Annotated in this window: 17 protein-coding genes and 8 tRNA genes; 17 read left to right on the top strand and 8 right to left on the bottom strand. The window is 42.0% G+C overall.

The window, feature by feature from the left end:
• Nucleotides 1-17: 17 nt before the first annotated feature.
• Together FB6_RS09600 and FB6_RS09595 are read right to left on the bottom strand one after the other, a co-directional pair.
• Complete coding sequence (locus tag FB6_RS09600; protein WP_174559782.1) at nucleotides 18-1,145, bottom strand: efflux RND transporter periplasmic adaptor subunit; 1,128 nt, start codon at nucleotides 1,143-1,145, stop codon at nucleotides 18-20.
• Between the two features lie 63 nt (nucleotides 1,146-1,208).
• Entirely contained in the window at nucleotides 1,209-1,853 is a 645-nt protein-coding gene (locus tag FB6_RS09595) for a hypothetical protein (protein WP_174559781.1), read from the bottom strand.
• Between the two features lie 279 nt (nucleotides 1,854-2,132).
• On the opposite strand from FB6_RS09595, the gene pilG reads away from it, so the two are divergent.
• The 6 genes from pilG to FB6_RS09565 all read left to right on the top strand — a co-directional run bounded on the left by pilG (nucleotide 2,133) and on the right by FB6_RS09565 (nucleotide 10,647).
• Nucleotides 2,133-2,516, top strand: coding sequence for a twitching motility response regulator PilG (gene pilG, locus FB6_RS09590; protein ID WP_004723803.1), 384 nt, complete (start codon nucleotides 2,133-2,135; stop codon nucleotides 2,514-2,516).
• Between the two features lie 23 nt (nucleotides 2,517-2,539).
• Complete coding sequence (locus tag FB6_RS09585; RefSeq protein ID WP_174559780.1) at nucleotides 2,540-2,908, top strand: response regulator; 369 nt, start codon at nucleotides 2,540-2,542, stop codon at nucleotides 2,906-2,908.
• A gap of 5 nt (nucleotides 2,909-2,913) precedes the next feature.
• On the top strand, nucleotides 2,914-3,450 hold the full coding sequence (locus FB6_RS09580) for a chemotaxis protein CheW (RefSeq protein WP_174559779.1): 537 nt from the start codon (nucleotides 2,914-2,916) through the stop codon (nucleotides 3,448-3,450).
• A gap of 45 nt (nucleotides 3,451-3,495) precedes the next feature.
• Nucleotides 3,496-5,568, top strand: coding sequence for a methyl-accepting chemotaxis protein (locus tag FB6_RS09575; protein WP_174559778.1), 2,073 nt, complete (start codon nucleotides 3,496-3,498; stop codon nucleotides 5,566-5,568).
• A 173-nt stretch (nucleotides 5,569-5,741) separates the two neighbouring features.
• Nucleotides 5,742-10,184, top strand: a complete 4,443-nt coding sequence (locus FB6_RS09570) for an Hpt domain-containing protein (protein ID WP_174559777.1) — start codon at nucleotides 5,742-5,744, stop codon at nucleotides 10,182-10,184.
• 4 nt (nucleotides 10,185-10,188) lie between these two features.
• Entirely contained in the window at nucleotides 10,189-10,647 is a 459-nt protein-coding gene (locus FB6_RS09565) for a hypothetical protein (protein WP_174559776.1), read from the top strand.
• 80 nt (nucleotides 10,648-10,727) lie between these two features.
• Here FB6_RS09565 and dapE read toward each other — a convergent pair whose 3' ends face one another.
• From dapE to FB6_RS09550, 3 genes are all read right to left on the bottom strand, one after another.
• On the bottom strand, nucleotides 10,728-11,864 hold the full coding sequence (dapE, locus tag FB6_RS09560; protein WP_174559775.1) for a succinyl-diaminopimelate desuccinylase: 1,137 nt from the start codon (nucleotides 11,862-11,864) through the stop codon (nucleotides 10,728-10,730).
• Between the two features lie 118 nt (nucleotides 11,865-11,982).
• Entirely contained in the window at nucleotides 11,983-12,126 is a 144-nt protein-coding gene (locus FB6_RS09555) for an entericidin A/B family lipoprotein (RefSeq protein WP_174559774.1), read from the bottom strand.
• A 123-nt stretch (nucleotides 12,127-12,249) separates the two neighbouring features.
• Complete coding sequence (locus FB6_RS09550; protein WP_174559773.1) at nucleotides 12,250-13,119, bottom strand: DUF1853 family protein; 870 nt, start codon at nucleotides 13,117-13,119, stop codon at nucleotides 12,250-12,252.
• Nucleotides 13,120-13,215: 96 nt separating this feature from the next.
• On the opposite strand from FB6_RS09550, the gene FB6_RS09545 reads away from it, so the two are divergent.
• From FB6_RS09545 to FB6_RS09495, 11 genes are all read left to right on the top strand, one after another.
• Nucleotides 13,216-13,599 carry a YbaN family protein gene (locus FB6_RS09545; RefSeq protein ID WP_174559772.1) on the top strand — a complete coding sequence of 128 codons (384 nt, stop codon included), beginning with the start codon at nucleotides 13,216-13,218 and terminating at the stop codon, nucleotides 13,597-13,599.
• An 8-nt stretch (nucleotides 13,600-13,607) separates the two neighbouring features.
• Nucleotides 13,608-14,123: a cell wall-recycling L,D-carboxypeptidase ElsL gene (gene elsL, locus FB6_RS09540; RefSeq protein WP_174559771.1), complete on the top strand. Its 516-nt coding sequence runs from the start codon at nucleotides 13,608-13,610 to the stop codon at nucleotides 14,121-14,123.
• A gap of 306 nt (nucleotides 14,124-14,429) precedes the next feature.
• A tRNA-Val gene (locus FB6_RS09535) sits at nucleotides 14,430-14,505 on the top strand.
• 24 nt (nucleotides 14,506-14,529) lie between these two features.
• Nucleotides 14,530-14,606, top strand: a tRNA-Asp gene (locus FB6_RS09530).
• A gap of 50 nt (nucleotides 14,607-14,656) precedes the next feature.
• Nucleotides 14,657-14,733 (top strand) — tRNA-Asp (locus FB6_RS09525).
• 21 nt (nucleotides 14,734-14,754) lie between these two features.
• Nucleotides 14,755-14,830: transfer RNA gene (locus FB6_RS09520), tRNA-Val, on the top strand.
• Between the two features lie 13 nt (nucleotides 14,831-14,843).
• A tRNA-Asp gene (locus tag FB6_RS09515) sits at nucleotides 14,844-14,920 on the top strand.
• Between the two features lie 31 nt (nucleotides 14,921-14,951).
• Nucleotides 14,952-15,027 (top strand) — tRNA-Val (locus tag FB6_RS09510).
• Nucleotides 15,028-15,073: 46 nt separating this feature from the next.
• Nucleotides 15,074-15,150: transfer RNA gene (locus FB6_RS09505), tRNA-Asp, on the top strand.
• A gap of 90 nt (nucleotides 15,151-15,240) precedes the next feature.
• Nucleotides 15,241-15,316 (top strand) — tRNA-Val (locus FB6_RS09500).
• 75 nt (nucleotides 15,317-15,391) lie between these two features.
• The gene (locus tag FB6_RS09495) at nucleotides 15,392-15,853 is read left to right on the top strand and encodes a DUF2750 domain-containing protein (RefSeq protein ID WP_174559770.1); all 462 of its coding nucleotides are present in this window, start codon (nucleotides 15,392-15,394) and stop codon (nucleotides 15,851-15,853) included.
• Nucleotides 15,854-16,489: 636 nt separating this feature from the next.
• Here the strand turns inward: FB6_RS09495 and FB6_RS09485 are convergent.
• The 3 genes from FB6_RS09485 to yccS form a co-directional block, all read right to left on the bottom strand.
• The gene (locus FB6_RS09485; RefSeq protein WP_174559769.1) at nucleotides 16,490-19,126 is read right to left on the bottom strand and encodes a PepSY domain-containing protein; all 2,637 of its coding nucleotides are present in this window, start codon (nucleotides 19,124-19,126) and stop codon (nucleotides 16,490-16,492) included.
• Between the two features lie 178 nt (nucleotides 19,127-19,304).
• Nucleotides 19,305-19,865, bottom strand: a complete 561-nt coding sequence (locus tag FB6_RS09480; RefSeq protein WP_174559768.1) for a YcxB family protein — start codon at nucleotides 19,863-19,865, stop codon at nucleotides 19,305-19,307.
• Nucleotides 19,866-19,950: 85 nt separating this feature from the next.
• Complete coding sequence (yccS, locus tag FB6_RS09475; RefSeq protein ID WP_174559767.1) at nucleotides 19,951-22,125, bottom strand: YccS family putative transporter; 2,175 nt, start codon at nucleotides 22,123-22,125, stop codon at nucleotides 19,951-19,953.
• Between the last annotated feature and the right edge of the window lie 31 nt (nucleotides 22,126-22,156).

The raw sequence follows: 22,156 nt of genomic DNA, 5'->3' as shown, positions 1-22,156 counted from the left end.
AATCCTGTGCTTATTTTTTATTTTTGATTGATGATGACCTGTTGATGTATATCTTGATCATTGAATTTAATACGACTAATTCGGTCGCCGTGTTGTAGCCCTTGAACGACAGCTAAATTATCCTTATAGCGCTGTTCTAGAATGTTAAGTTTTACTTTTTCAATCTTGTTATTTCGGATAAGCCATACATAAGGTTGGTCTTTGATGTTCTGAATCGTGTCTAAAGGAATAAGTTGGCCTGAAACAGAGCTCGAAGACAGAATATAGCCTTCTACAAAAGCACCGATACTTCGAGAGTTAATGGTTTCATTGGGGTTGGCAAAGAATTCTATTTGACGGCTGGCGGGATCGGCAATCGGAGAAATACGGGTGACTACTGCACTAAGTGCAGCAGGATTGCCTTGAATCGTGTATTGAATATTTTGTCCAACTTTTAGAGCAGCTTGCATATCACTTGGCAGTTTGGCCTGGAGTTCTAAATGATTTGGATCAACAATTTCAAATAAGGTCTGCCCGGCAGCAACCGTTTGTCCTGTTTCAACCTGACGTTGGGTAATTACACCAGAAATTGGGCTGAGGATCGTTCCATCCCGATCGGCTTTTTCAGCAATATTCACATTTGCTTGTTGGGCGTGTACATTTTCAAGCTGTGCCTGATAGTCGACTGTGGCCTGTTCATATTCGACTTTGGAAATAAAACCTTGATCAAATAAGCGTTTTTTTCGCTGCATCATGTTTTTAGCCAGATTGGCCTGCGCTTGGGTGGAAGCTAAATTTGCTCTAGCTTGAGCTAAACGTGCAGCATTATCTTGATTATTAAGCCGAACCAAGACTTGACCTTTAGAAACTGCTTGACCAACCTGTGCATTTACAGCGGTTGCTGTGGCATTCACCTGGGCTTGAATGCTGCTTTGATTAACAGCACGAAGAGTACCTGTGAAGGCAGTTTTTGCTACAGATGTGCCATCTTGTACTACAACCAAATCTTGCTGAATCAATTCAATTTTTTTTGAAATTTCAACAGGTTTTTCTGTCTGGTCTTTTTTGCAAGCACTGAGCAGCAGGCTTAAACACAGGACACTACATGCTAAAGGCTGTATGTGATGGCTTAATTTATTTGTTTTAATACGCTGTCCTGATAGCATGCGTGTAAATCCTTTTTTTATTTATTGTTGCATAAATTAAGCTCATGATATAACAAATGCAATTTATTCAAGAGCTTTTAAGCGAGCGATAATTCTGTCGTATTCTGCTTGGGTATTTCGATAGTGCATTTGTAACGATTGAATCGTTTCTTTTTTAGCTTCAATATTTTTTTGATTATTATCTAGGGTGTTTTTTAAGTTGGTGGGAATGCCTTCAGCTTTGCGTAAATGTTCCATTTGCTGACGTTTAAAGAAAATACGGTCATTTTGTAATTGTTTAAGCTGGTCTTGTTGGAAGGCAATCTGCTTTTTAATACTTATGAGTGCATCATTACGCTTATTGGTGGCGACTTGACTGTTGCCATAGGCATTTTTGAGTTTTAAATCCGTTGCATTTTGTTTGGCCTGTGCAGCACGTTGTGGTGCCTGTTTAATGTCGGCTTCAACATTGTAAGCACGGTTGCGTTTAATCACCTGCATATTTTGATCTAGAGCTTCATACCCATAGCGGATATGATTGGGCGTAACATTGCTACTGAGATTGGCTACACCTTTGCTATCATAGTAACGATACCATGTGGCTTTTGGAGGAGCGTCAGCAGCAAATACAGTTGCAGAATAAAAAAATATGAAAGAGAGAAAAATGAATTTTCTGGTCATTTTTTTTTGCGCAATGAAAGCAAGTTTTTGTTTAAACTGACTTTGCATTGAAACCCCCAAGTAAAGTTGACTAAGTTACTTATTTTAAAAGTAATAAAAAGGGTATATTAGCCCCAAACTTGACAATAAAAAACTGTTCTGTGTCAAAAAAAAATCATTGGTCGGTAGAAAGTGTGAAGCTGTTGTTGAAAATATTGGAAAGTGAGTCTTTGTGCGGAAAATGTTCATTGATAATGCAAGTAAAGATATGTTAAAAATGTTCATAACTTGTAATAAAACTTTCGACCGAAATTGTTTGTACATTCTAAAAATGGGAAGGGTCATTAAATGGACGATAAATTCCAAAATCTAAAAGTCATGGTGATTGATGATTCAAAAACCATTCGTCGTACAGCAGAAACATTACTACAACGTGAAGGTTGTGAAGTCGTGACCGCGGTAGATGGTTTTGAAGCACTATCAAAAATTGCCGAAGCAAACCCGGATATCGTATTTGTCGATATTATGATGCCACGTTTGGATGGTTATCAAACTTGTGCATTGATCAAGAATTCTCAAAATTATCAAAATATTCCTGTCATTATGTTGTCAAGTAAAGACGGTTTATTTGATCAGGCTAAAGGCCGTGTTGTCGGGTCGGATGAATATTTAACTAAACCTTTCAGTAAAGATGAATTGTTAAACGCAATCCGTAACCACGTAACAGCATAAGTTTATTTTTATTGGGGAAAAGCATGTCACGTATCCTTATTGTCGATGATTCACCTACAGAAACATTTCGTTTTAAAGAAATTTTAACCAAGCATGGCTTTGATGTCATTGAAGCGGCGAATGGTGCTGATGGTGTCACAATGGCACAAGCAGAATTACCGGATCTTGTGCTTATGGATGTGGTAATGCCTGGCGTTAATGGTTTCCAAGCGACTCGTCAAATTGCTCGTGGTTCTACGACTAAACACATTCCAATTGTGATTGTCAGTACCAAAGATCAGGCAACAGACCGCGTTTGGGGTAAGCGTCAAGGGGCAAGTGATTATTTAACTAAACCTGTAGACGAAAAACAATTAATTGATGTGATAAAACACCACCTCAATGCAGGATAAGCTCTATGGCAGCTAATGGATTTATCGAATTACTTCGGATTGCAAAGCGTGGCAATAAAAACTACGTAACAACTGAAAATGAAGTAAACCGATGGTCAGGCATTGCTTTTGAGATGATGGGGCAATATTTTGTTGCTCCTTTGGGTGAAGTAGCTGAAGTGATTTACCCACCTAAATATACACCAGTCCCAAATACCCAATCGTGGGTTATGGGTCTGGCGAATATTCGGGGACGTTTACTTTCGGTCGCTGATCTGGCTCATTATGTTTCTGGGCATCGCAGTCAGTTTTCACCTACTCAAAAAGTATTGTGTATTAGTCATAATGACCATTATGTCGGTTTGGTTGTGGATCAGGTTTTGGGGATTCAACACTTTAACAAGAAAAGTTTCTTTTCTAAACACGGTGAGTTAGATCGCAATTTACAAGAATATTGTCAGGGCTATTTTTATCAACATAATCAACACTGGCATGTTTTCTTATTTAGTCGTTTATTGCAAAACCCAAAATACATGAACGCATCTATAAAATTTATAAACTAATCGTCGCACGCTGAAGAATGATAGCAAAACTCGGGGAGAAGCTGGATGGGCTTTAAACTTAAAAAGAAGAATACAGGTGAAGGCACCAGCCGTAAGGGTGGGAATGCTTTATTAGCAAAGATTCAATCACAAACAGAGCAATTATCACGTGTATTTGGTGACAGTGAGAAGTCCAAGCCTTTAATTATGGGGGCTGCTTTCTGTCTGGTCGTAGCACTATTCCTATTATTGTACTTGTTCTATAGTGTGCCACGTAATAACGAATTAACGCGTAGTGTCGGTGATTTACGTCTTTTATCTCAAACGATTTCACGTCAGGCGACTGAAGCAACTGCTTCGGGTACCAAAGAAGCAATTGATAAACTGACTCAATCGCAAAAAGATTTTACCGAAAACCTTGAAACGGTAAAAGATATCCATGCGCATACCATGGCGCTGGATGAAGTTGAGAAGCAGTGGTCAAAAGTATCTGAAGGGATTGATTTAATTGCTTCACAACAAAAAATGATTAACAAGCTTTACGATACCAACATTGCAATCGGTGAATCGATTCCAGGTATTCAGGCTGAATACAACTTGATGGTTGACCAAATGGCACGTCAAAATGTGCCATCTAATCAGGTTGTTATCGCGAAAAACCAGGTATTCATTGCAGAACGTATTTTACGTTCGATCAGTTCGGTATTGACTGGTAGTGATAACTCGCGTGAATCAGCGGATGACTTCAGTGCGGATACTGAAACCTTCGGTTCTTATCTGAATGCACAGCTTAATGGTAGTGCTGAACTGGGTGTAGAACGTATTGCTGATCCAACATTACGTGAATCACTGGAAGGTATTAAGTCAGAGTATGATGATGTACTGAAATCTGCATCTGCAACGATTCTGAAAAACTCGACTCAGATTGTAAAAGTCCGTCAGGCATCTTCTTCTATTTTTGCTCAATCAGATGAACTGTTAACCAACCTGAACAAACTGTCTACCGGTTCAAGTCTGGCAATTGCAATTCCTGCATTGTTCCTGATTCTTTGCTTGGTTGGCTTCTTGTTCTGTGTATTCAAATTACTTGCTTTACGTGGTCAGTCTGATAAACAGCGTGTAAGCAGTCTGCAAGAAGAATATGACCGTAACCAAAACGCGATTTTACGTTTACTGGATGAAATTGCAGACTTGGCAGACGGTGATTTACGTTCGTACGCAACAGTATCTGAAGATTTTACCGGTGCGATTGCCGACTCCATTAACTTCGCGATTGACCAGTTACGTGACTTGGTATCGCGTATTACCGAAACATCTCAAGAAGTAGCACAATATACGGCAAATACGCAGGGCATTACCAACCAGCTTGCCGAAGCATCTGAACATCAGGCACAAGAAATTGCCGGTGCATCTGCCGCGATTAACGAAATGGCAATGTCTATTGACCAGGTATCGTCAAACGCAGAAGAATCTGCTGTGGTTGCGGAACGTTCGGTACAAATTGCTGCTAATGGCGCAGACGTTGTAAACCGTTCTATTGAAGGTATGGATACGATTCGTGAGCAGATCCAGGAAACATCTAAACGTATTAAACGTTTGGGTGAGTCTTCTCAGGAAATTGGTAACATCGTTGCCTTGATTAACGATATTGCCGACCAAACCAACATCTTGGCATTAAACGCTGCAATTCAGGCATCGATGGCAGGTGAAGCGGGTCGTGGTTTCGCCGTGGTAGCGGATGAGGTACAGCGTCTTGCAGAACGTTCAGCATCTGCAACCAAACAGATTGAAGGTCTGGTAAAAACCATTCAAACGGATACCAACGAAGCCGTTATTTCAATGGAACAAACCACATCAGAGGTTGTTCGTGGTGCGAACTTGTCTAAAGATGCCGGTGTAGCACTGGATGAGATTCAAAACGTATCCAGCAACCTGGCGAAATTGATTGCCAGCATTTCCGATGCTGCAAAACTTCAGTCGGCTTCTGCTGGTCACATTGCAACTACGATGAACGTTGTACAAGAAATTACTTCTCAAACAACAACTGCAACATTCGATACAGCGCGCTCTGTATCTGAATTGGCAAATATGGCTGAATCATTACGTGAATCTGTAACTGACTTTAAATTACCTGACTAAGTTAATTCAAAAGCTTTGCAGTGATATCTCCTGCTTTCGGGCAGGGGATATTCATAAAACACAGATAAAGCATCGACAAGATGAACTTAACTTCAAAGTTAGGTCTCGCGTGATGGTGACAATTAAGTTTGAGCGACCTTCTTGGTGGCAGATAAACGTAAGAAGCCTAAGCTATGAAAGAAATATTAAAAAATTTAGTTGAAACGACAACGCTTCCAGAAGATAGTTATCTTGATCAAGATGCAGAAATTTTAGAAATTTTTGTTGAAGAAATAGAAGAGATCTTCGTTGAATTAGGTACTTTATTTACTACTTGGTTGGAAAATCCGAATGACCAAGAGACTTTAACGACCATTCGTCGTCATTTCCATACGCTCAAAGGGTCTGGCCGTATGGTGGGGGCAAAATCTGCGGGCGAGTTGGCATGGACCGTTGAAGATACGCTCAATCGCGTGATTTCAGGAACAGTCCCTTTAGATACAACAGTTCAGCGTTTTGCACAGACTGTATTCAAAATCTATCAATATAAATTATACCCAATTTTTAAAACGGTTCAGTTGGCTGATATTGACTTAAGACCTCTGGTTTTATTGGGGCAGCAAATACAGCAAAAGCTGAGTCTAGAACCAGCACTGGAAGAATTACTTCAACTGTCGAGTACATTGAAGACTGAAGACGGTATTACTGGGCTTGAGCTAAATGATCAGTTGGCTGTAGAAACAGAAGGCTTAGCAGCAACAGAAGAAGAGCCTGCTGTCACAGAAGATAATCATGATATTGAAGAAACGGTTGCAATCTTCATTGAAGAAGCGGAAGAGCATCTGCTGACAATTGACCAGTTCCTGAAAAACGAACAAGAACAGAAACAGGATTATAATGGTCTAATCCGTGCATTACATACGCTGCGTGGCAGCTCATCCATGGCTCAAATCGATCAAATTTTTGAAGCCAGTACCAAAGTTGAAAACTTATTTAAATCTTTGCTACAGGAAGAAATTGTCTCGACATCGAATCAAACATCGTTGTTGATTCAATATGCAGAATTTGTACGTGACTATCTACATACCTTAAGACAAGGTCAAACTCAGCAACTGGATGCTATCTATGCAACCTTTACTGCTGCATGGGATGACTACGGTTTTGCGGTCACTGAGTCGGATGATGAAGACAATCCACAAGGTCTGGTTTCCAAGCTGATCGAATTGAATATTGATTTGCTATTAGATGCAGAATTCGAATTTGATAAGCGTGCCAAAGTTGAATATCCAGAATATATTCAGGCCTTAAGCGAGCAAGCTCAACAATTATTAGAACATACGGATAACCGTGCGGCCTTAGGTATTCATCAATTTACTCAAGAGTTGAATTCAAGTTATCAAACATTAGTCTTGAAGCCTGAATTGCTGAATATTGATTATGCCTATGAGTTGTTTGGACAGGCGCATCAGGAATTTATCCATTTATTCGATACCTTGGCAGCAGGACAGCGCGTCATTTTGACGGAAGATGTACTGAAGATTTTAAATGATCTATCTGCATTTGTTCAGCAAGATCTTGAGCAGTTTGAAGCTCAACAAGCTGCTGTTGCAATTGAAACGGAAATTACGACTGCTACAGCAACAAGCAGTGTCGATCTGGGTCAGATATCACAAAAAATACGTTCAGACCGTGCACAAATGAACGCAGATGATGCGAATAATGATTTCGATGATGATTTGCTCGGTATTTTCCTGGAAGAAGCGGAAGAATTATTGGTGGGTATCGATCAGGACTTAAATACCTGGTCTAAAGATCAGTCCAATACGGCTTCTCTCAACAACTTGATGCGTTATTTGCACACTTTAAAAGGTGGCGCAAACATGATTCAGGTGACGCATATCGGCCTGATTTCGCATGAGCTAGAGTCTATTTATGAACGTGTAATCCGTCAGCAAATTGAGGTTACTCCACAACTCATCAGCATTATTCGTTTAGTACAAGATGATGTTTCTGACCGTATTCAGATTATCCGTGATGATCATATTGATTATTCAGGTACTGAATCGATTGAAATTCTTCGTAATATTCAAGAGATTGCCCAAGGTCAGTCTACAACTGCTGCAAGCTTTGTCGAAGTTGTGGATGAAATTGAGACTGATGTTGAAATTGAGGCGCTTACAGAAGCAGAAGAAGTTACTGCAACTGAAGATTTGTCTGCAGTAACAGCTGAATCAATGGTCGAATCCATTGCACCAGCTGTAGAATCGTTAGTGATTTCAGATCCAGTTGATGATGAGGAAGCGAGTATTCGCGCTATTGCCGAAGAAACCTTCCAGGAAGAAGCTGAAGAGATTTTACAGTCTACAGATAGTCTGCTGAAACAATGGTTTGAGCAGCGTAGTGACCGTAGCTTGCTTCTGCAATTACAGCGTGCAGCCCACAGTTTGAAAGGTGGCGCGCGTATGATTGGAAATGAGCCTGTAGCTGCCATTTCTTATCAATTAGAAACTACATTTGAACGTTTCGCGGTTCATCAATTTAATTCAAATGCCTATGACCCATTACTACAGACCACATTTGCATGGTTAAAACAGGCAATCTTTGAGCAAGATTATAGTAATTTCGATAGTGTCAAATTAAGCCTCGAGTCGATTGAATTTGTTGATGTGACGGCACAATTGCCAAATCGCGTTACTCAATCGGATAGCTTGTCTAGCGTTAAAGCCTTTGAATTTGTTCAGGGGGATGGTACTGAACCTCCTGCAATGATGGGTGAGTGGGATACAAGTACGCAGCAAGACAATAGCAATGAAATGATCCGTATTTCTGCCGATTTGGTAGAGAAGATGATTGATTTGTCGGGTGAAAATGCGATTAACCGTTCGCGTATTGAAATGGACTTGGGCCAACTTGGCACGACCTTGAACGAGATGGAGTTGGCGATCAAGCGTTTGGCGGATCAGTTGCGTCGAATGGAAGGTGAGTTGGAGTCACAAATTATTGCCAAGCATGGTGATAATTCGCGTTATGCAGACTTTGACCCCTTGGAGATGGACCAATATTCATCGTTAAACCAGTTGTCAAAGTCATTGGCAGAATCAGCATCGGATTTGGTTGACTTTAAAACTACCTTGTCTGAAAAAATTCGTGATACCGAAGGTTTGTTATTACAACAATCCCGTATTCAAGCTGAAATTCAAGAGAGCCTGATGCGTACGCGTCTGGTACCGTTCGATCGTTTATTACCACGTTTACAGCGTATTGTGCGTCAAACCTCATCGACCTTGAACCGTCCTGCAGAATTGGTGGTTCAAAATACAGAAGGTGAATTAGACCGTAATATTCTTGAGCGTTTGGTCACACCATTTGAACACATGCTGCGTAATGCGATTGACCATGGTCTGGAAGATACACCATTACGTCATGAATTGCAGAAACCTGAAGTGGGTCAAATTGTCCTGAACATTAGCCGTCAAGGTACAGATGTACTGGTATCGTTCAGCGATGATGGTAAAGGGATTGATGAAGCGAAAATTAAAGAAAAAGCACTCAGCTTAGGTTTAATGAAAGCGGATCAGTTGCTTGAAAAACAAGAAATTCTACAATTTATTTTCCATCCCGGCTTTAGTACTGCAAAAGAAATTACCCAAATTTCGGGTCGTGGTGTAGGACTGGATGTGGTTCAAAGCGAAATTAAAGCTTTGGGTGGACATCTTTCTGTAGATTCAGAATTAGGCAAAGGCACGACCTTCACCATTCGTGTACCAACCACTGTGGCGGTGAGTGATGCCTTGATGGTGAAAGCTGGCGATCAGCAATTTGCTATTTCCCTGGCACAAATTGACCGTATTGTCCGTATTGCACCATCAACACTGGAGCAATACTTCAATAGTAAAGAAGACTTCTTTAAAATTGACAATACCAGTTACAAGCTGCGTTATCTGTCCGAGTTCGTTTCTAATCAGCCTTTGCCGCGCTTAAGTAGTATTGGTCATTCTTTACCGGTACTGCTCATTAAGGGTAACAGTGGACAAACTATTGCCTTGCTGGTGGATCAGTTGATCGGTTCACGTGCACAAATTGTGGTGAAACCAATTGGTCAGCAATTCTCTAGTGTAGGTGTTATTGCCGGTGCAACTATTTTGGGTGATGGTCAAGTCTGCCTGATTTTGGATGGTCAGAATATTGCCCGACAAATTCAGACTACACAGCGCATCAAACATGTGTCCGATCAGCGTGATCTGTCGCGTTATAACAACGCTCGCCGCCTGATTATGATCGTGGATGACTCGGTGACTGTACGTAAAGTGACTTCACGTTTGCTCGAGCGTCAAGGTTATGATGTGGTGACAGCGAAAGATGGTGTCGATGCGATGGAACAGCTTGAAAATGTGAAGCCGGACTTGATGCTGCTTGATATTGAAATGCCGCGTATGGATGGTTTTGAAGTGACCAATCTGGTCCGTCACCATGAGGTACATCAAGACTTGCCGATTATCATGATTACATCTAGAACGGGTGAGAAGCACCGTGAGCGTGCATTCAGCTTGGGTGTAACCCACTACATGGGTAAACCGTTCCAGGAAGCAGAATTGCTGAGCAATGTTGAAAGTTTGCTAGAAGCCAGCCAGGGGTAATTAAATGAGCCAAAACAATGTTTCAAACTCTGCTGTTGATCAAATTTCACAACAAGAGTTACATCATCTGATTACGGTATCTACTGGATTCATTGATACCTATATCATCCATTGTCATGGTAAAGAAGCCATGCTGCTTCCACAAAATATTGTGCTATCCGCACTGGATAGTGCAACAGAAGTCCCCTTTGTCGAATGGCATGAATTGAAACTGCCTGTTTATGCGGTCAACAACCCAGAGCGTAAAGCGGGCGTGGCTTTAGTGATTGAAGGGGATGATGTCAGCCAGCGTTTTGCTCTGATGTGTGATGAGATGCCTAAAACCATCCGTCTGCGTATTTCTGAAGTGGTCGATGAAGAAGCTAACCAGAATGACCCTGCGGTGTTCCAATATGTACGCATGGGCGATCAGGTGTTCCATGTACCAAATTTGGCGCAAATTCAGTCTTCTTTAGGTTTGTAATGTCGATGCCTTAATTTAGTTTGCATAAATCTAAAGCATAAAAAAAGGAACTTTAAAGTTCCTTTTTTATTTTGAAATTTTTAGTTGGCAAGTAGGTTTTCTAGAATCTGTTCATAAATTTCAGCAAGCGGTTCTAAATCGGCCACGTTTACATGCTCATCAATTTGATGAATGCTGGCATTCAATACACCCAATTCAAGCACTTGCGCACCTGTAGGCGCAATAAAGCGACCATCTGAAGTACCACCACTGGTAGAAAGCTCGGTTTCAATTCCTGTGACATTACGAATGGCATTTTTAGCGGCATTCACCAATTCACCAACAGGCGTGAGGAAAGGTAAGCCAGACAGGGTCCATTCAATATCATAATTGACCTGATGACGATCCAGAATTTCCAGCACACGTAATTTTAATTGTTCCGCAGTCACTTCAGTTGAATAACGGAAATTAAATAAAAGATTCATGGTGCCTGGAACCACGTTAGTTGCACCGGTACCAGCTGAAATGTTCGAGATCTGGAAAGAGGTAGCGGGGAAATATTCATTGCCATTGTCCCACACCGTATCACACAGTTCAGCTAGTGCTTTAGAAGCGGTATGAATTGGATTGATAGCAAGATGTGGATAAGCTACATGGCCCTGTTTGCCTTTGACAGTCAATTTGGCATTCAATGAACCACGACGGCCATTTTTAACAATATCGCCCAATTGATGGGTACTGGATGGCTCACCGACTAAACACCAAGTCATCTTTTCATTGCGTGCTTCCAAAGCTTCAACCACTTTGACTGTGCCGTTGATTGAAGGGCCTTCTTCATCGGAAGTGATCAGGAATGCAATAGAACCTTTATGGTCTGGATGCTTCGCCACAAAGCGTTCAGAAGCCACCACCATGGCTGCCAGTGCGGTTTTCATGTCAGCACTACCACGGCCATACAGTTTGCCATCACGAATTTCCGGTATAAAAGGATCTGAATTCCAGTCATCCAGACTGCCTGTAGGCACCACGTCGGTATGGCCTGCAAAACATAACACAGGGGCTTCAGTCCCTTTACGGGCCCACAAATTATCGACATCTTCAAAACGCATCGGTTCAATATTGAAGCCAATTTTTTCCAAGCGCTCTGCCATGATGTTTTGGCAACTATGATCGACTGGTGTCACAGAAGGTTGACGTAATAACTGTAAACTAAGCTCTAGGGTTTCTGAGTGGTTCATACCGGCTAAATCAATCGAAAATGTGCCAATATAATAGGGGAATCATCCGGATAAGGGGAGTTTTAAATATAAAAAAACCTTATCAGGAGATAAGGTTCTTATCTAAACATATAAAGAATTACATTTTATCTTCAGCTTTTTCAGCAGTATTGGTTACAGCATTTCCAGCCTTGGATACGTCTTTACCTACACCTTTAAATGTATTACAACCAGTCAAAGCAAAAGCAAGAATCAGGGAAGCAGCGAGTATTTTTTTCATCATCATCTCCAAGTAATTCATTATTTTGATGTGAATTTAGGTTAAATAATACACAGGGTAAAAAATATGAGTTTTTGATGGTAGAAAAGTAATCAATTGTTATAAAAATAGACATTTTTAATAATGTTAATTTTCAAGTTTTTGAGCAAGCAATGGGGCATGTCGAAACATGTAGAAATTGTTGGTCTCTTTTTGCCGATATAAACCATTGCTCCACCACTGGGCTGTGTCACTGCTGATATGTTGCTGCGGACAAATCCATTCCAGGCGTTGCAAACGATAGAAATGCGCACTTTGCGGTGGAATACAGCTGCCCCAATAGCCCAAACGACGCTGAAAATTGACCCAATCTGGAATATGCTGCGGTGAATGCTCAATCGGCAAGTACAGTTGACCTTTGAGCACGGCAAAACGCTGTTCAATGGGATAATCCAGTGCATCTGCAAATTGAAACTGTTTCTGGCTGAAATGATTTAACTTGCGAACTAGGGTATCGCTACGGTTCAAGCCATACCAATAGGCCAAAGATAAATCCCTCTCTGCCAAATAGTATTTTAAGGCCACTTCCCAGTGTTCTACTTTTCCGGTTTCATGATTGAATAACACAAAATCCAGTTCACCCAGCGTTTTTGGCCCGGCTATTTTTTGAATACTATGCCCCAGCAATTGATAGGGATGCACGTTTTGATCCAGCAGCCAAAACCAGATAAACATTTCAAAGCGCAGTCCCAGACGGGTACTTTTCAGCTGCTGCAAAAAGATTTCCAGTTCCTGTGGATGTTGATCTAAATACCTTAATCTGGCCTGATAATTTTGAAAATGCGTTTGCCAGGTCACATTGTCATGTAATTGAAAAACATGCTTTAACACCAGCTCGGAAGGTATTGCAGATAGAATATTTGGACTGGCAACGCAAAAAGCCAGCTGCCGAACCAGTAAATTTTTAAACTCGAGCCAAGGTTCTTCAAGAAGAGGTGCTTGATGGACAGCAAACATGGTAACCCCCGGCGAAAAATGAAAAAGTGCAGAATTACAACGGATAATATGCAAAAACACTTTATACTACCGTAATTAGTTGTGTAGGGCAGTGCTATGAAGACGTTGTTTTGGCGAAGTTTGGTGATGATTTTTGTCATCCTGGGCTTTATCGGAGCACTTTTACCGGGTATGCCAACAACAGTCTTTCTGATTTTAGCTGCCTGGTCTGCCTCTAAAGGCTGGCCACAAATGGATGCCTGGTTGCTGAATCATCCTAAATATGGGGCAACATTAAGAGCCTGGCGTGAAAATGGTACCGTGCCGCGTAAAGCCAAATGGTTCGCCAGTATCATGATGCTGATCAGTGCAATCATCATGCTATTTACCAATGCGCCGCTTTTGGTCAAAATTTTCACTGATTTGACCATGCTCAGTGTGGCGATCTGGCTGTGGTTACGACCCGAACCCTCCGCTGTATCCATTAAAGAAGTCGAGTAATCCCGATCATGTCATATACCTTAGAACAAGCAGATGTGTTGATTGATTTGGCTGAACAAACTTTAATTTTGCCCAAGCACAATAAATTTTATGTTATCTCAAGTGGTAAAAACGGCATTGGTGAGCAAGAAAATTCCGGTAAAACGCCCCGGGGCTGGCATAAGGTGGCGCTCAAGTTTGGTCATACTTCGCCTAAAAATGCAGTATTTAAAGCTCGGCAGGCCACTGGCGAAGTTTATGATGCCGCGTTGGCTGAGCAGTTTCCTGAACGGGACTGGATCTTGTCGCGCATTCTCTGGTTAAGTGGTCTGGAAGAAAATGTTAATCAGGGTGAGGGCTGCGACACCTTTAAACGTTATATCTATATTCATGGCACACCCGATAGCGAACCGATGGGGATTCCCATGTCGCATGGTTGCATTCGTATGCGTAACGATGATGTTGTGGAATTGTTTGGTCTTGTCGCTGAAGAAGCTTTGGTCTACATTTCTGAACACACTTTAAATACACAGATTATAAAATAGACAACCAGCCATCAAGGCTGAAACAAGTTTGTTGGAAAATAGGAATATTCTTCTATTTTGATGGCTTAAAAAATAGCATTATTTCTCGGCTGTTCAAAAAAACAGGCGCGATTTAGGCTGAAATGTTGATCTTCAATTTAAGGTTTTTTGCAGAAAATCTAAAATAAGTTGCAGAAATTGTTTGTTTTTATAGCGAATAACTTATTTTTTAATCACTCAAACGCAAAAAACCAAAAACAGGCAGAAAAGCGTTTGACAGGCTGCATAGATTCTCTATAATGCACCACACAAACGATGAAGTCGTAAGGGCGCTTAGCTCAGTTGGTAGAGCGTCTGCCTTACAAGCAGAATGTCGGCGGTTCGATCCCGTCAGCGCCCACCAAGTCTTTACGTTAAGATCTTTAGTGCAGCGGTAGTTCAGTTGGTTAGAATACCGGCCTGTCACGCCGGGGGTCGCGGGTTCGAGTCCCGTCCGCTGCGCCACTTAAGTTCTTGATAAATTGTTTGTACCACAATAGCGACATTGTGTAAGTGCAGCGGTAGTTCAGTTGGTTAGAATACCGGCCTGTCACGCCGGGGGTCGCGGGTTCGAGTCCCGTCCGCTGCGCCATTTACATGATAGACCTTTTGAGGGCGCTTAGCTCAGTTGGTAGAGCGTCTGCCTTACAAGCAGAATGTCGGCGGTTCGATCCCGTCAGCGCCCACCAGATTTTTTGCGATGCAGCGGTAGTTCAGTTGGTTAGAATACCGGCCTGTCACGCCGGGGGTCGCGGGTTCGAGTCCCGTCCGCTGCGCCATCCTTAAAATCAAAATTGTAAGACCCTTTAAGGGCGCTTAGCTCAGTTGGTAGAGCGTCTGCCTTACAAGCAGAATGTCGGCGGTTCGATCCCGTCAGCGCCCACCATATCTTTTAAAGATATAAAGTTTACTTCCTAAAGAAGTGACGTGATGCAGCGGTAGTTCAGTTGGTTAGAATACCGGCCTGTCACGCCGGGGGTCGCGGGTTCGAGTCCCGTCCGCTGCGCCATTTTCTAGAATCCTTGTACTAGAAAGTGTATAATCAAGCAAGATTTCTTTCTTGCGTCATAAAAATAGCAACGCTATTTTTATTCCTCAAGGGCGCTTAGCTCAGTTGGTAGAGCGTCTGCCTTACAAGCAGAATGTCGGCGGTTCGATCCCGTCAGCGCCCACCATATATTTTTCTTGATCAAATCTTTCTTTTTTCATAGAATTACAAGTTAATAATAATATTAACTATTGAAAAAACGATGAGAAATCCATATCAACGCAAAGCTGCGTCCAAAAATCAAAATAATACCTACAATGCTTTAGATATCTATAAGCAATTTATTGAAACAATTGTAGCTCAAGGTTATGTATCCGCTTTATATGATGATGGTTGGGCACTGTGTGCAACACCTACAGGTCAGCGTGCATTTGCAATTTGGCAAAGCAAAGGTTTGGCAAAACTATTAATTAAAGATAATTGGCAGCACTATCAAATTCAGGAGATTTCACTCAAAGATTTTGTTGAAAAAGTCATTCCTTTTTTACGTCAGGAACAAACTGGTGTGTCTATGGATTTGACACCTGAAGGCCAGAATGTTCTGGTTGCCCCGGAAAAGTTATTGTTAGATATCAAGAATTATTTGTATCAGGTTTATGTGCAAAAGCCAGAGTTGTTTCAGAATAATCAATTACCTTTACCTCGTAATATTCGTTTGAATTGATTTAGTATTCATGTAATAACCAGCCGCTAATAAACCTAAAATATTCTCGTAACCAAGCATTATAACGAATATAAAGTGGTGTTGAAGTACTTAGCGTAATAATGTGCTGATAGCCTTGGTGTTTGGCAATCGCTTTGGTACGTAAAAGATGAAAGTCACTGCTGGCAATGACAATGGGCTGATCGAGTCGAATCTGATGCGCTAAAAGTAAGGGCTGAACATTCCGCTAATTTTGTTCGGTACTGGTACTTTGATCTTCCAGAAGAATGCGTGAGGGCTCAATTTGATACTGTTGTTGCAGATAATTGAACATCAATCACTTTAGCTTCAGAATTCTTGAAATCCCAGGCTTCTAGTCATGATCAGCAGAGTTACAGGATGATATCTTACATAGGCAGCATTGACATCGAATCGCCGTTTTTAGCTGGGAGAGGGCTGACTATTTTCGAGACTATTTCCCTGAGTAATGATTGCCACTGCGGATGATGAAACTCAGGCTACATTTAAAACTGCTGGACATAAGATGGTGATTCTGGATACAGGGAATACCTAGAGTAAACGGATTTAATTTTTTAGAAATATTGATTGTTAAATAAAAAAACCGGGCGCTGAGACCCGGTTTTTTATCAAGTTTAATTAGTACACATCACGACGATAACGGCCTTGTTGACGTAACTGATCAACAGCCGCTTCACCTAAAATCTCGATCAGCGCCTGATCGACATCACTGGCCATGCCATTGATGCTACCGCACACATAAATCACGGCTCCCTGATCAATCCATGCTTTAAGTTCCTGCGCTTGTTCACGCAGTTTATGATGCACATAGATTTTTTCGGTCTGATCACGTGAGAAGGCTAAATCCAGACGTTGCAGCATGCCAGTGGTTTGCCAGGCTTCAATGGTACTTTGATAGAAGAAGTCGTGTTCACGTTGACGTTCACCAAAAATCAGCCAGTTTTGCGTATAGTCCAGACGGATACGTGCATGTAACAAACTCATCAATCCGGCAAGGCCTGTCCCATTACCAATACAAATCACCGGACGGTTATCATCAATCAAGTGGAAAGATTCATTGGTCCGAATACGCAAGGCAATATCACTATTGAGAGCGGTGTGATGGGTCAGCCAACCTGAACCTAGTCCGAGTTGACCTTGAGCATCCGATTGCTGACGTACTACTAAACGCAGCACTTGTTGCGACGGAATGCTGGCAATTGAATATTCGCGGGCAGGCAGGGTATTCAGCTGTTCCAGTAAATGATCCATATTGGCAAAAGGTTCAACTTCAAGCGTTAAATCTTTATCCCATAAGGCGTTTTCAATCGGGATTTGTAACGAATCGACCTGCGTATTCGGCTGGATTTGATATTTTTGCATAAAGCTTGCAATACGTTCAGCGCTATTGCCGGGTTGAATCTCGGCAATATCACCGGCTTGCCAGACCACTTCATGTTTTGGCTTCAATTCGATATTGAAGGCAGGTGCACCCAAGCTGTCTGGATTGAGCAAATCACGCTGAGCTAATGTCCATGTATCGAAGGTTTTTTCGATATTCATGGCCTGTAATTCAAGTTTGGTGACTTTGGCTAAAGCCGCATTCCATGCCTGAATGTGCTGATTGTTGCCATTATCGACTTCAATCGTGGCAAACAGTTGCTGTGCCGCATTCTGTTTAAGCCATTCATCAATACGATGACCAAAGCTACAGAATGTCTCCGGATATTCACGGGAACCTAGAGCTAGTACCGCATAGTGCAGATGGCTTAAATCCACTTGCGCTGAAAGGACTTTCTTGGCAAAACTTGAAGCCAAATCCGGTGCTTCACCGGTGCCATAGGTACTGGCAACAAATAAAACCTGTGTGGTATTTTTTAAATCATCCAGAGTTAAATGTTGCACCGATTTCACGTTGACCGGTTGAAGCGCTTCTTGCAGGCTGGTGGCTGTACGCCAAGCCAGTTGTTCAGAAATACCGGTTTGTGAGGCATAGGCAATCAGCCAAGGTTTGGCATTGGCATCAATATTTACCGCCGTTAAGCTATTACGTGCCGCCAGTGTCAATTTCTTCTGTTTACGACGTTTCAGGTATAACATCCAGCCAGTCACAAAGAACAATGGCATAGCCAGCGCAGCTAACATGGCCAGAAATTGGTAAACCGGACCAAAGAAGCTGCCGCGGTGTACAGGCAGCATACTGCCCATGATTTTTTCATTTAACTTTTGATCTTCATACAAATCCATTTTTTTAATGGTTGCAGTTTTATAGTCAAATGTGGCTTTATTGCGGGCACGTTCGTGTTGTGGAACGGCATCCATAAAGGTGAGTTCAACTTCGCCATCGGCTTTTTTAGGCAGGTTGATGGTTACACTGGAATAATCACGCCCCACTTGTGCATTAAAGCCTGTCCAGGTCTGGCTTAAAGCAAGATTGATCTGTTCAGGGCTTAAACCTTTTTTCTCACCTTCTCCACCGCGTTGATGCTCACCAGCTGGACCCTGTTGCGGAGCGCCTGAAGCATGTTCACCACGTGGGCCAGCTTCACGGTTGCCACGACGTTCGCCACCTTTGCCTTGATCTTCACCGCGTTTTTCTTTGGGCTGTTCGACTCCCATGACGCTATACAGGCCACTACGCCACCAGCCATAGGACCAGGTTAAACCACTACACGCCATAATCAGGAAGAAAATCACCACCCAAGTTCCTACTACGGCATGTAAATCCCAAAGGAAATTACGACCTTTGAGCTGAGGTTTTAACATGAACCACTGCTTAAACGAGTGCTTTTTTGGCCAGCGCAGATATAAACCACTGAAAATAAAGATCAGCAACATCAGGGTACATGCGCCGGTAATCTGCTTACCGACCGCACCAGCAGTTAAAGTACGGTGTAACTGCTGGATAAACTGGAAAAATTCTTTGCCTTTAACTTCAGGTAGAATTTCAGCCGTGTAGGGGTTAATCATCATGTTATAACCCTTACGTGCGCCTTCTTTGACAATATTAATGCTAGAAGCGTCAGTAGGGGCCTTGGCGATGGTGATGCTGTTGATTTTCATCTCGGGGGTGGTTTGATGAAAATGCTGATAGACTTCGACCGGCGTTAATTTGTCTCGATTTTCAGCTTGAACCGTATAACTGTCTGGGCTCAGCCATTTTTGGATGGGCTGTTCATACGAGTAAATCGCACCGGTAACGCCCATAATCGAGAGGATTAATCCGGCAGTAATACCCAGAAACCAGTGAATCTGAAAAAAGATTTTTTTTAACATAACCGAAAAGGGGGGTGAAAAAGGACAGAATTAGCGCGAATTATAGCTGAACTTATAGGAGAGAATGTGGATTTTAGAATTAATATTTATTCTCATTATCATTATTGATGGGCAGTTTAAAACGCAATAAAAAACCCCCAATATTTGGAGGTTTTTGGTTCCAGTAGGATGATCTGGCTTAAATCTGTTTGGCTTCACCAACCGTTTCAGTCAGGTGTTTGCGAATGGTATTAAACGAAAAGTTCTTAGAATCCATGCGTTTTGGCAGGATGTAAGCGCCTTGCTGACCTTTGACCTTGAAGTTAAGTAGCATAAAGTCAGGTGTGTTATACCACTCATACACATCTTTCCAGCCAATTGCACCCACACCTTCCTGCGCGCCCATTTGCTGACGCATGATAATGCCGTGCGGTTGTACGCCTAAACGAATGCCTTTAATTTCCTGAACCGGAAATTCATTCATTTTACGTTTGACATACCATTCCAGACCGAATTTACGGATGAGGAAGTAGGCGAGCACACAGACCAAAGCTACCCAGCAAAAAATGGTGGAATAGTTTTTTAGCAAGATGATGCCGACAATGGAAAGCAGGGCAACGGCTGCCATGATAATCCAGGCTTTAGTGCCAATTTTATTGGTGCTACGCCAGATGGCGAGTTGAGCTTGACGTTGCTCAGCCTCTGAAATTTCATAGTTCACAGGCTGTAAGGTATAAGCGTATAAATTTTTCGCGGTCATAATGAAAATAACAAATTTAGAACTGTAAAAAGTTTAGCATTATTTAGACCCATTCAGTGAGTATATTGTTCCAAAATCATCCTATTTATAATGAGGCTAATTCAGTGGCTTTTTCATCACGGTCATGGCTTAAACTTTGCTTTAAACGACTGAGTTGATTCAGAATACTTAACATTAAGGATAATTGCTGCAAAACAATTAAAGATTTTTGATCATCTTCCGTATTTTGGCTTAAACGTTGCCGTATTTCATTCAACATATTCTGTGCCGTCAGATCGGGAACTTCATCTTTTAACAGTGCACCTTGAATATCATCCAGTGCTTGGTCTAAAAGCTGCAATACTTCCTGATCTTCAATTTTTTCACGGTGCGCGCCCAGTGCCGCAATATAGCTGAGCAGAGTGTGATTCAGACACAGGAATTCAAAAGCCAGGCTCTTTTGTGTCGGATCAAAATCCGGTTCTGTGGCCAAGGTTGAAATTAGTGAGGCAACTTCAGCATCATTATTATGCGCAGCACGACGTACCACACGATATTTCAAACCGTTATTACGGCCGTTTTTGTATTGTTCAATCACTTCGGCCAGATATTCACATTGAGCAGTCAGTGAACGACTGATACTGCGCGGTAGGCGACGGAATTTCCAGTCGGGGAAAATAAAGCTCACCCCAAACCAGGCCAAAGCACAGCCAATCAAGGTATCAATCATGCGTGGCATAGCGGCAGCAAAACCCATACCGTCGAGGTTAAAGTTAATTAGCGCCAAAATGGTAATAAAGGCCGTGGCTTGGGCATATTGTTTACTGCGCAGTTCGAAGAACAGCACACCACTTAAAATCAGCAGCAATAACTGGCCTTCCACCGAAGGAATAAAATATAAAATGGCATAACCGAGAATAATACCGACCAAGGTTCCAACAATCCGTAAACGCAGGCGGCGTTTGGTGGCATTAAAGTTAGGCTGACTGACAAATAATGCGGTTAATAGTACCCAATAACCATATTGAATATTGGTGACTTGTACAAAAATATAGCCAATCAACAGCACAATGGACAGACGAATAGCATGTCGAAACAGTACCGATTCCGGGCTTAAGTGCTGTTTAAAACGGATCACAATATCATCCCAGCCTTTTAAGTCGTCGTCTTTGAGCTGGTTTTCAATATGCTTGGTTTTATCAAACTTGATATGACGCTCTGTTTCCACGTTGCGGAGTTGAGCATCAATCGACTTTAAATTTTGATACAGGGAAAATAAGGCATTCACCCAAACCTGATCATATTGCTGTTCAGCGCGTAATTTTTCTAGAGACAGCTTTAAATTGGCAAAGGCATGTTTAAAGCGTTTATTGTGATGATAGGTTTCACGGTTCAAAATACTGAGGCTTAAATCTTTACAGGCCTTACCCTGAATGGACAGAATCCGTTGAAACCGAAACAGAATATCACTGTGTTCAAAAATTTTAACCAGTTTTTGATAATCAATATGTGCTGAATCTGCACGTTCATGAATATCTTGGGCGACAAAATAGTATTGCAGGCTGCGGCGGGTATCTTTTTGGCCACGGTCACCCTTTAAGCGGGTTAACAGGGCGGTTTTCATTTCATTGAAAATACCCACCAGTTTGCCATTTTCCAGCGACAGTTCAATCATGCTTTGCTGATAACTGCTTGGAGTCATGTCGACATCAAACAGGTTGGATTTGGCAAATAGAAAATCACCGAGCGATGAATAGCACTGCGACAGTTTGTCCTGCACCTGACGAACCGGAAAGAGTAAAAAACTGATGGTGGAAATCAGGCCATACCACATTGCACCGGCAACCAGAAGTCCTGCTTGCGTATACCAGTGATCAAATAATCCTACACCCAGCATGGAATAGACTGAAATCACCAAACAACCATAGGAAATGGTGGCATAGCGACGTCCCAGCGAGCCCAGTAAAATCAAGCCTATACAAGCAATAATCAATCCCAAAGCGAATAAAATGGGATGCGGAAACAAGAAATAAATAGATGTTGCAGTTATAAAAAAGCCGATATAGGTATAAATCAGGTTCATGATCCGTACAGAAAAACGGTCATCAATATCACTTAAACCGGCGGCAACCACCCCTAAGGTCAAGGGAATGGTCGCTAACTGGTGCCCGATAAAATAGGGCACAAAGGCAGTTCCTGCAAATGCAATGATCATGCGCAGGTTATACATAAACGTGGTGTTATAAGTCGCTTGTTTAAGACGTGTTAGCCAAGATTTCAAGTTAGATCCTTACCACAAGATGATTGCTTTA

The organism is Acinetobacter bouvetii, assembly GCF_902753875.1.
GTDB lineage: Bacteria > Pseudomonadota > Gammaproteobacteria > Pseudomonadales > Moraxellaceae > Acinetobacter > Acinetobacter bouvetii_A.
The sequence above is the reverse complement of the archived record's forward strand: the minus strand, read 5'-3'. Positions and strand labels throughout refer to the sequence as shown.

What these genes read in the sequence shown, in the direction of transcription:
- FB6_RS09600 (WP_174559782.1), bottom strand. Translation starts at nt 1,145, where the DNA reads ATGCTATCAGGACAGCGTATTAAAACAAATAAATTAAGCCATCACATA.
- FB6_RS09595 (WP_174559781.1), bottom strand. Translation starts at nt 1,853, where the DNA reads ATGCAAAGTCAGTTTAAACAAAAACTTGCTTTCATTGCGCAAAAAAAA.
- pilG (WP_004723803.1), top strand. Translation starts at nt 2,133, where the DNA reads ATGGACGATAAATTCCAAAATCTAAAAGTCATGGTGATTGATGATTCA.
- FB6_RS09585 (WP_174559780.1), top strand. Translation starts at nt 2,540, where the DNA reads ATGTCACGTATCCTTATTGTCGATGATTCACCTACAGAAACATTTCGT.
- FB6_RS09580 (WP_174559779.1), top strand. Translation starts at nt 2,914, where the DNA reads ATGGCAGCTAATGGATTTATCGAATTACTTCGGATTGCAAAGCGTGGC.
- FB6_RS09575 (WP_174559778.1), top strand. Translation starts at nt 3,496, where the DNA reads ATGGGCTTTAAACTTAAAAAGAAGAATACAGGTGAAGGCACCAGCCGT.
- FB6_RS09570 (WP_174559777.1), top strand. Translation starts at nt 5,742, where the DNA reads ATGAAAGAAATATTAAAAAATTTAGTTGAAACGACAACGCTTCCAGAA.
- FB6_RS09565 (WP_174559776.1), top strand. Translation starts at nt 10,189, where the DNA reads ATGAGCCAAAACAATGTTTCAAACTCTGCTGTTGATCAAATTTCACAA.
- dapE (WP_174559775.1), bottom strand. Translation starts at nt 11,864, where the DNA reads ATGAACCACTCAGAAACCCTAGAGCTTAGTTTACAGTTATTACGTCAA.
- FB6_RS09555 (WP_174559774.1), bottom strand. Translation starts at nt 12,126, where the DNA reads ATGATGAAAAAAATACTCGCTGCTTCCCTGATTCTTGCTTTTGCTTTG.
- FB6_RS09550 (WP_174559773.1), bottom strand. Translation starts at nt 13,119, where the DNA reads ATGTTTGCTGTCCATCAAGCACCTCTTCTTGAAGAACCTTGGCTCGAG.
- FB6_RS09545 (WP_174559772.1), top strand. Translation starts at nt 13,216, where the DNA reads ATGAAGACGTTGTTTTGGCGAAGTTTGGTGATGATTTTTGTCATCCTG.
- elsL (WP_174559771.1), top strand. Translation starts at nt 13,608, where the DNA reads ATGTCATATACCTTAGAACAAGCAGATGTGTTGATTGATTTGGCTGAA.
- FB6_RS09495 (WP_174559770.1), top strand. Translation starts at nt 15,392, where the DNA reads ATGAGAAATCCATATCAACGCAAAGCTGCGTCCAAAAATCAAAATAAT.
- FB6_RS09485 (WP_174559769.1), bottom strand. Translation starts at nt 19,126, where the DNA reads ATGTTAAAAAAAATCTTTTTTCAGATTCACTGGTTTCTGGGTATTACT.
- FB6_RS09480 (WP_174559768.1), bottom strand. Translation starts at nt 19,865, where the DNA reads ATGACCGCGAAAAATTTATACGCTTATACCTTACAGCCTGTGAACTAT.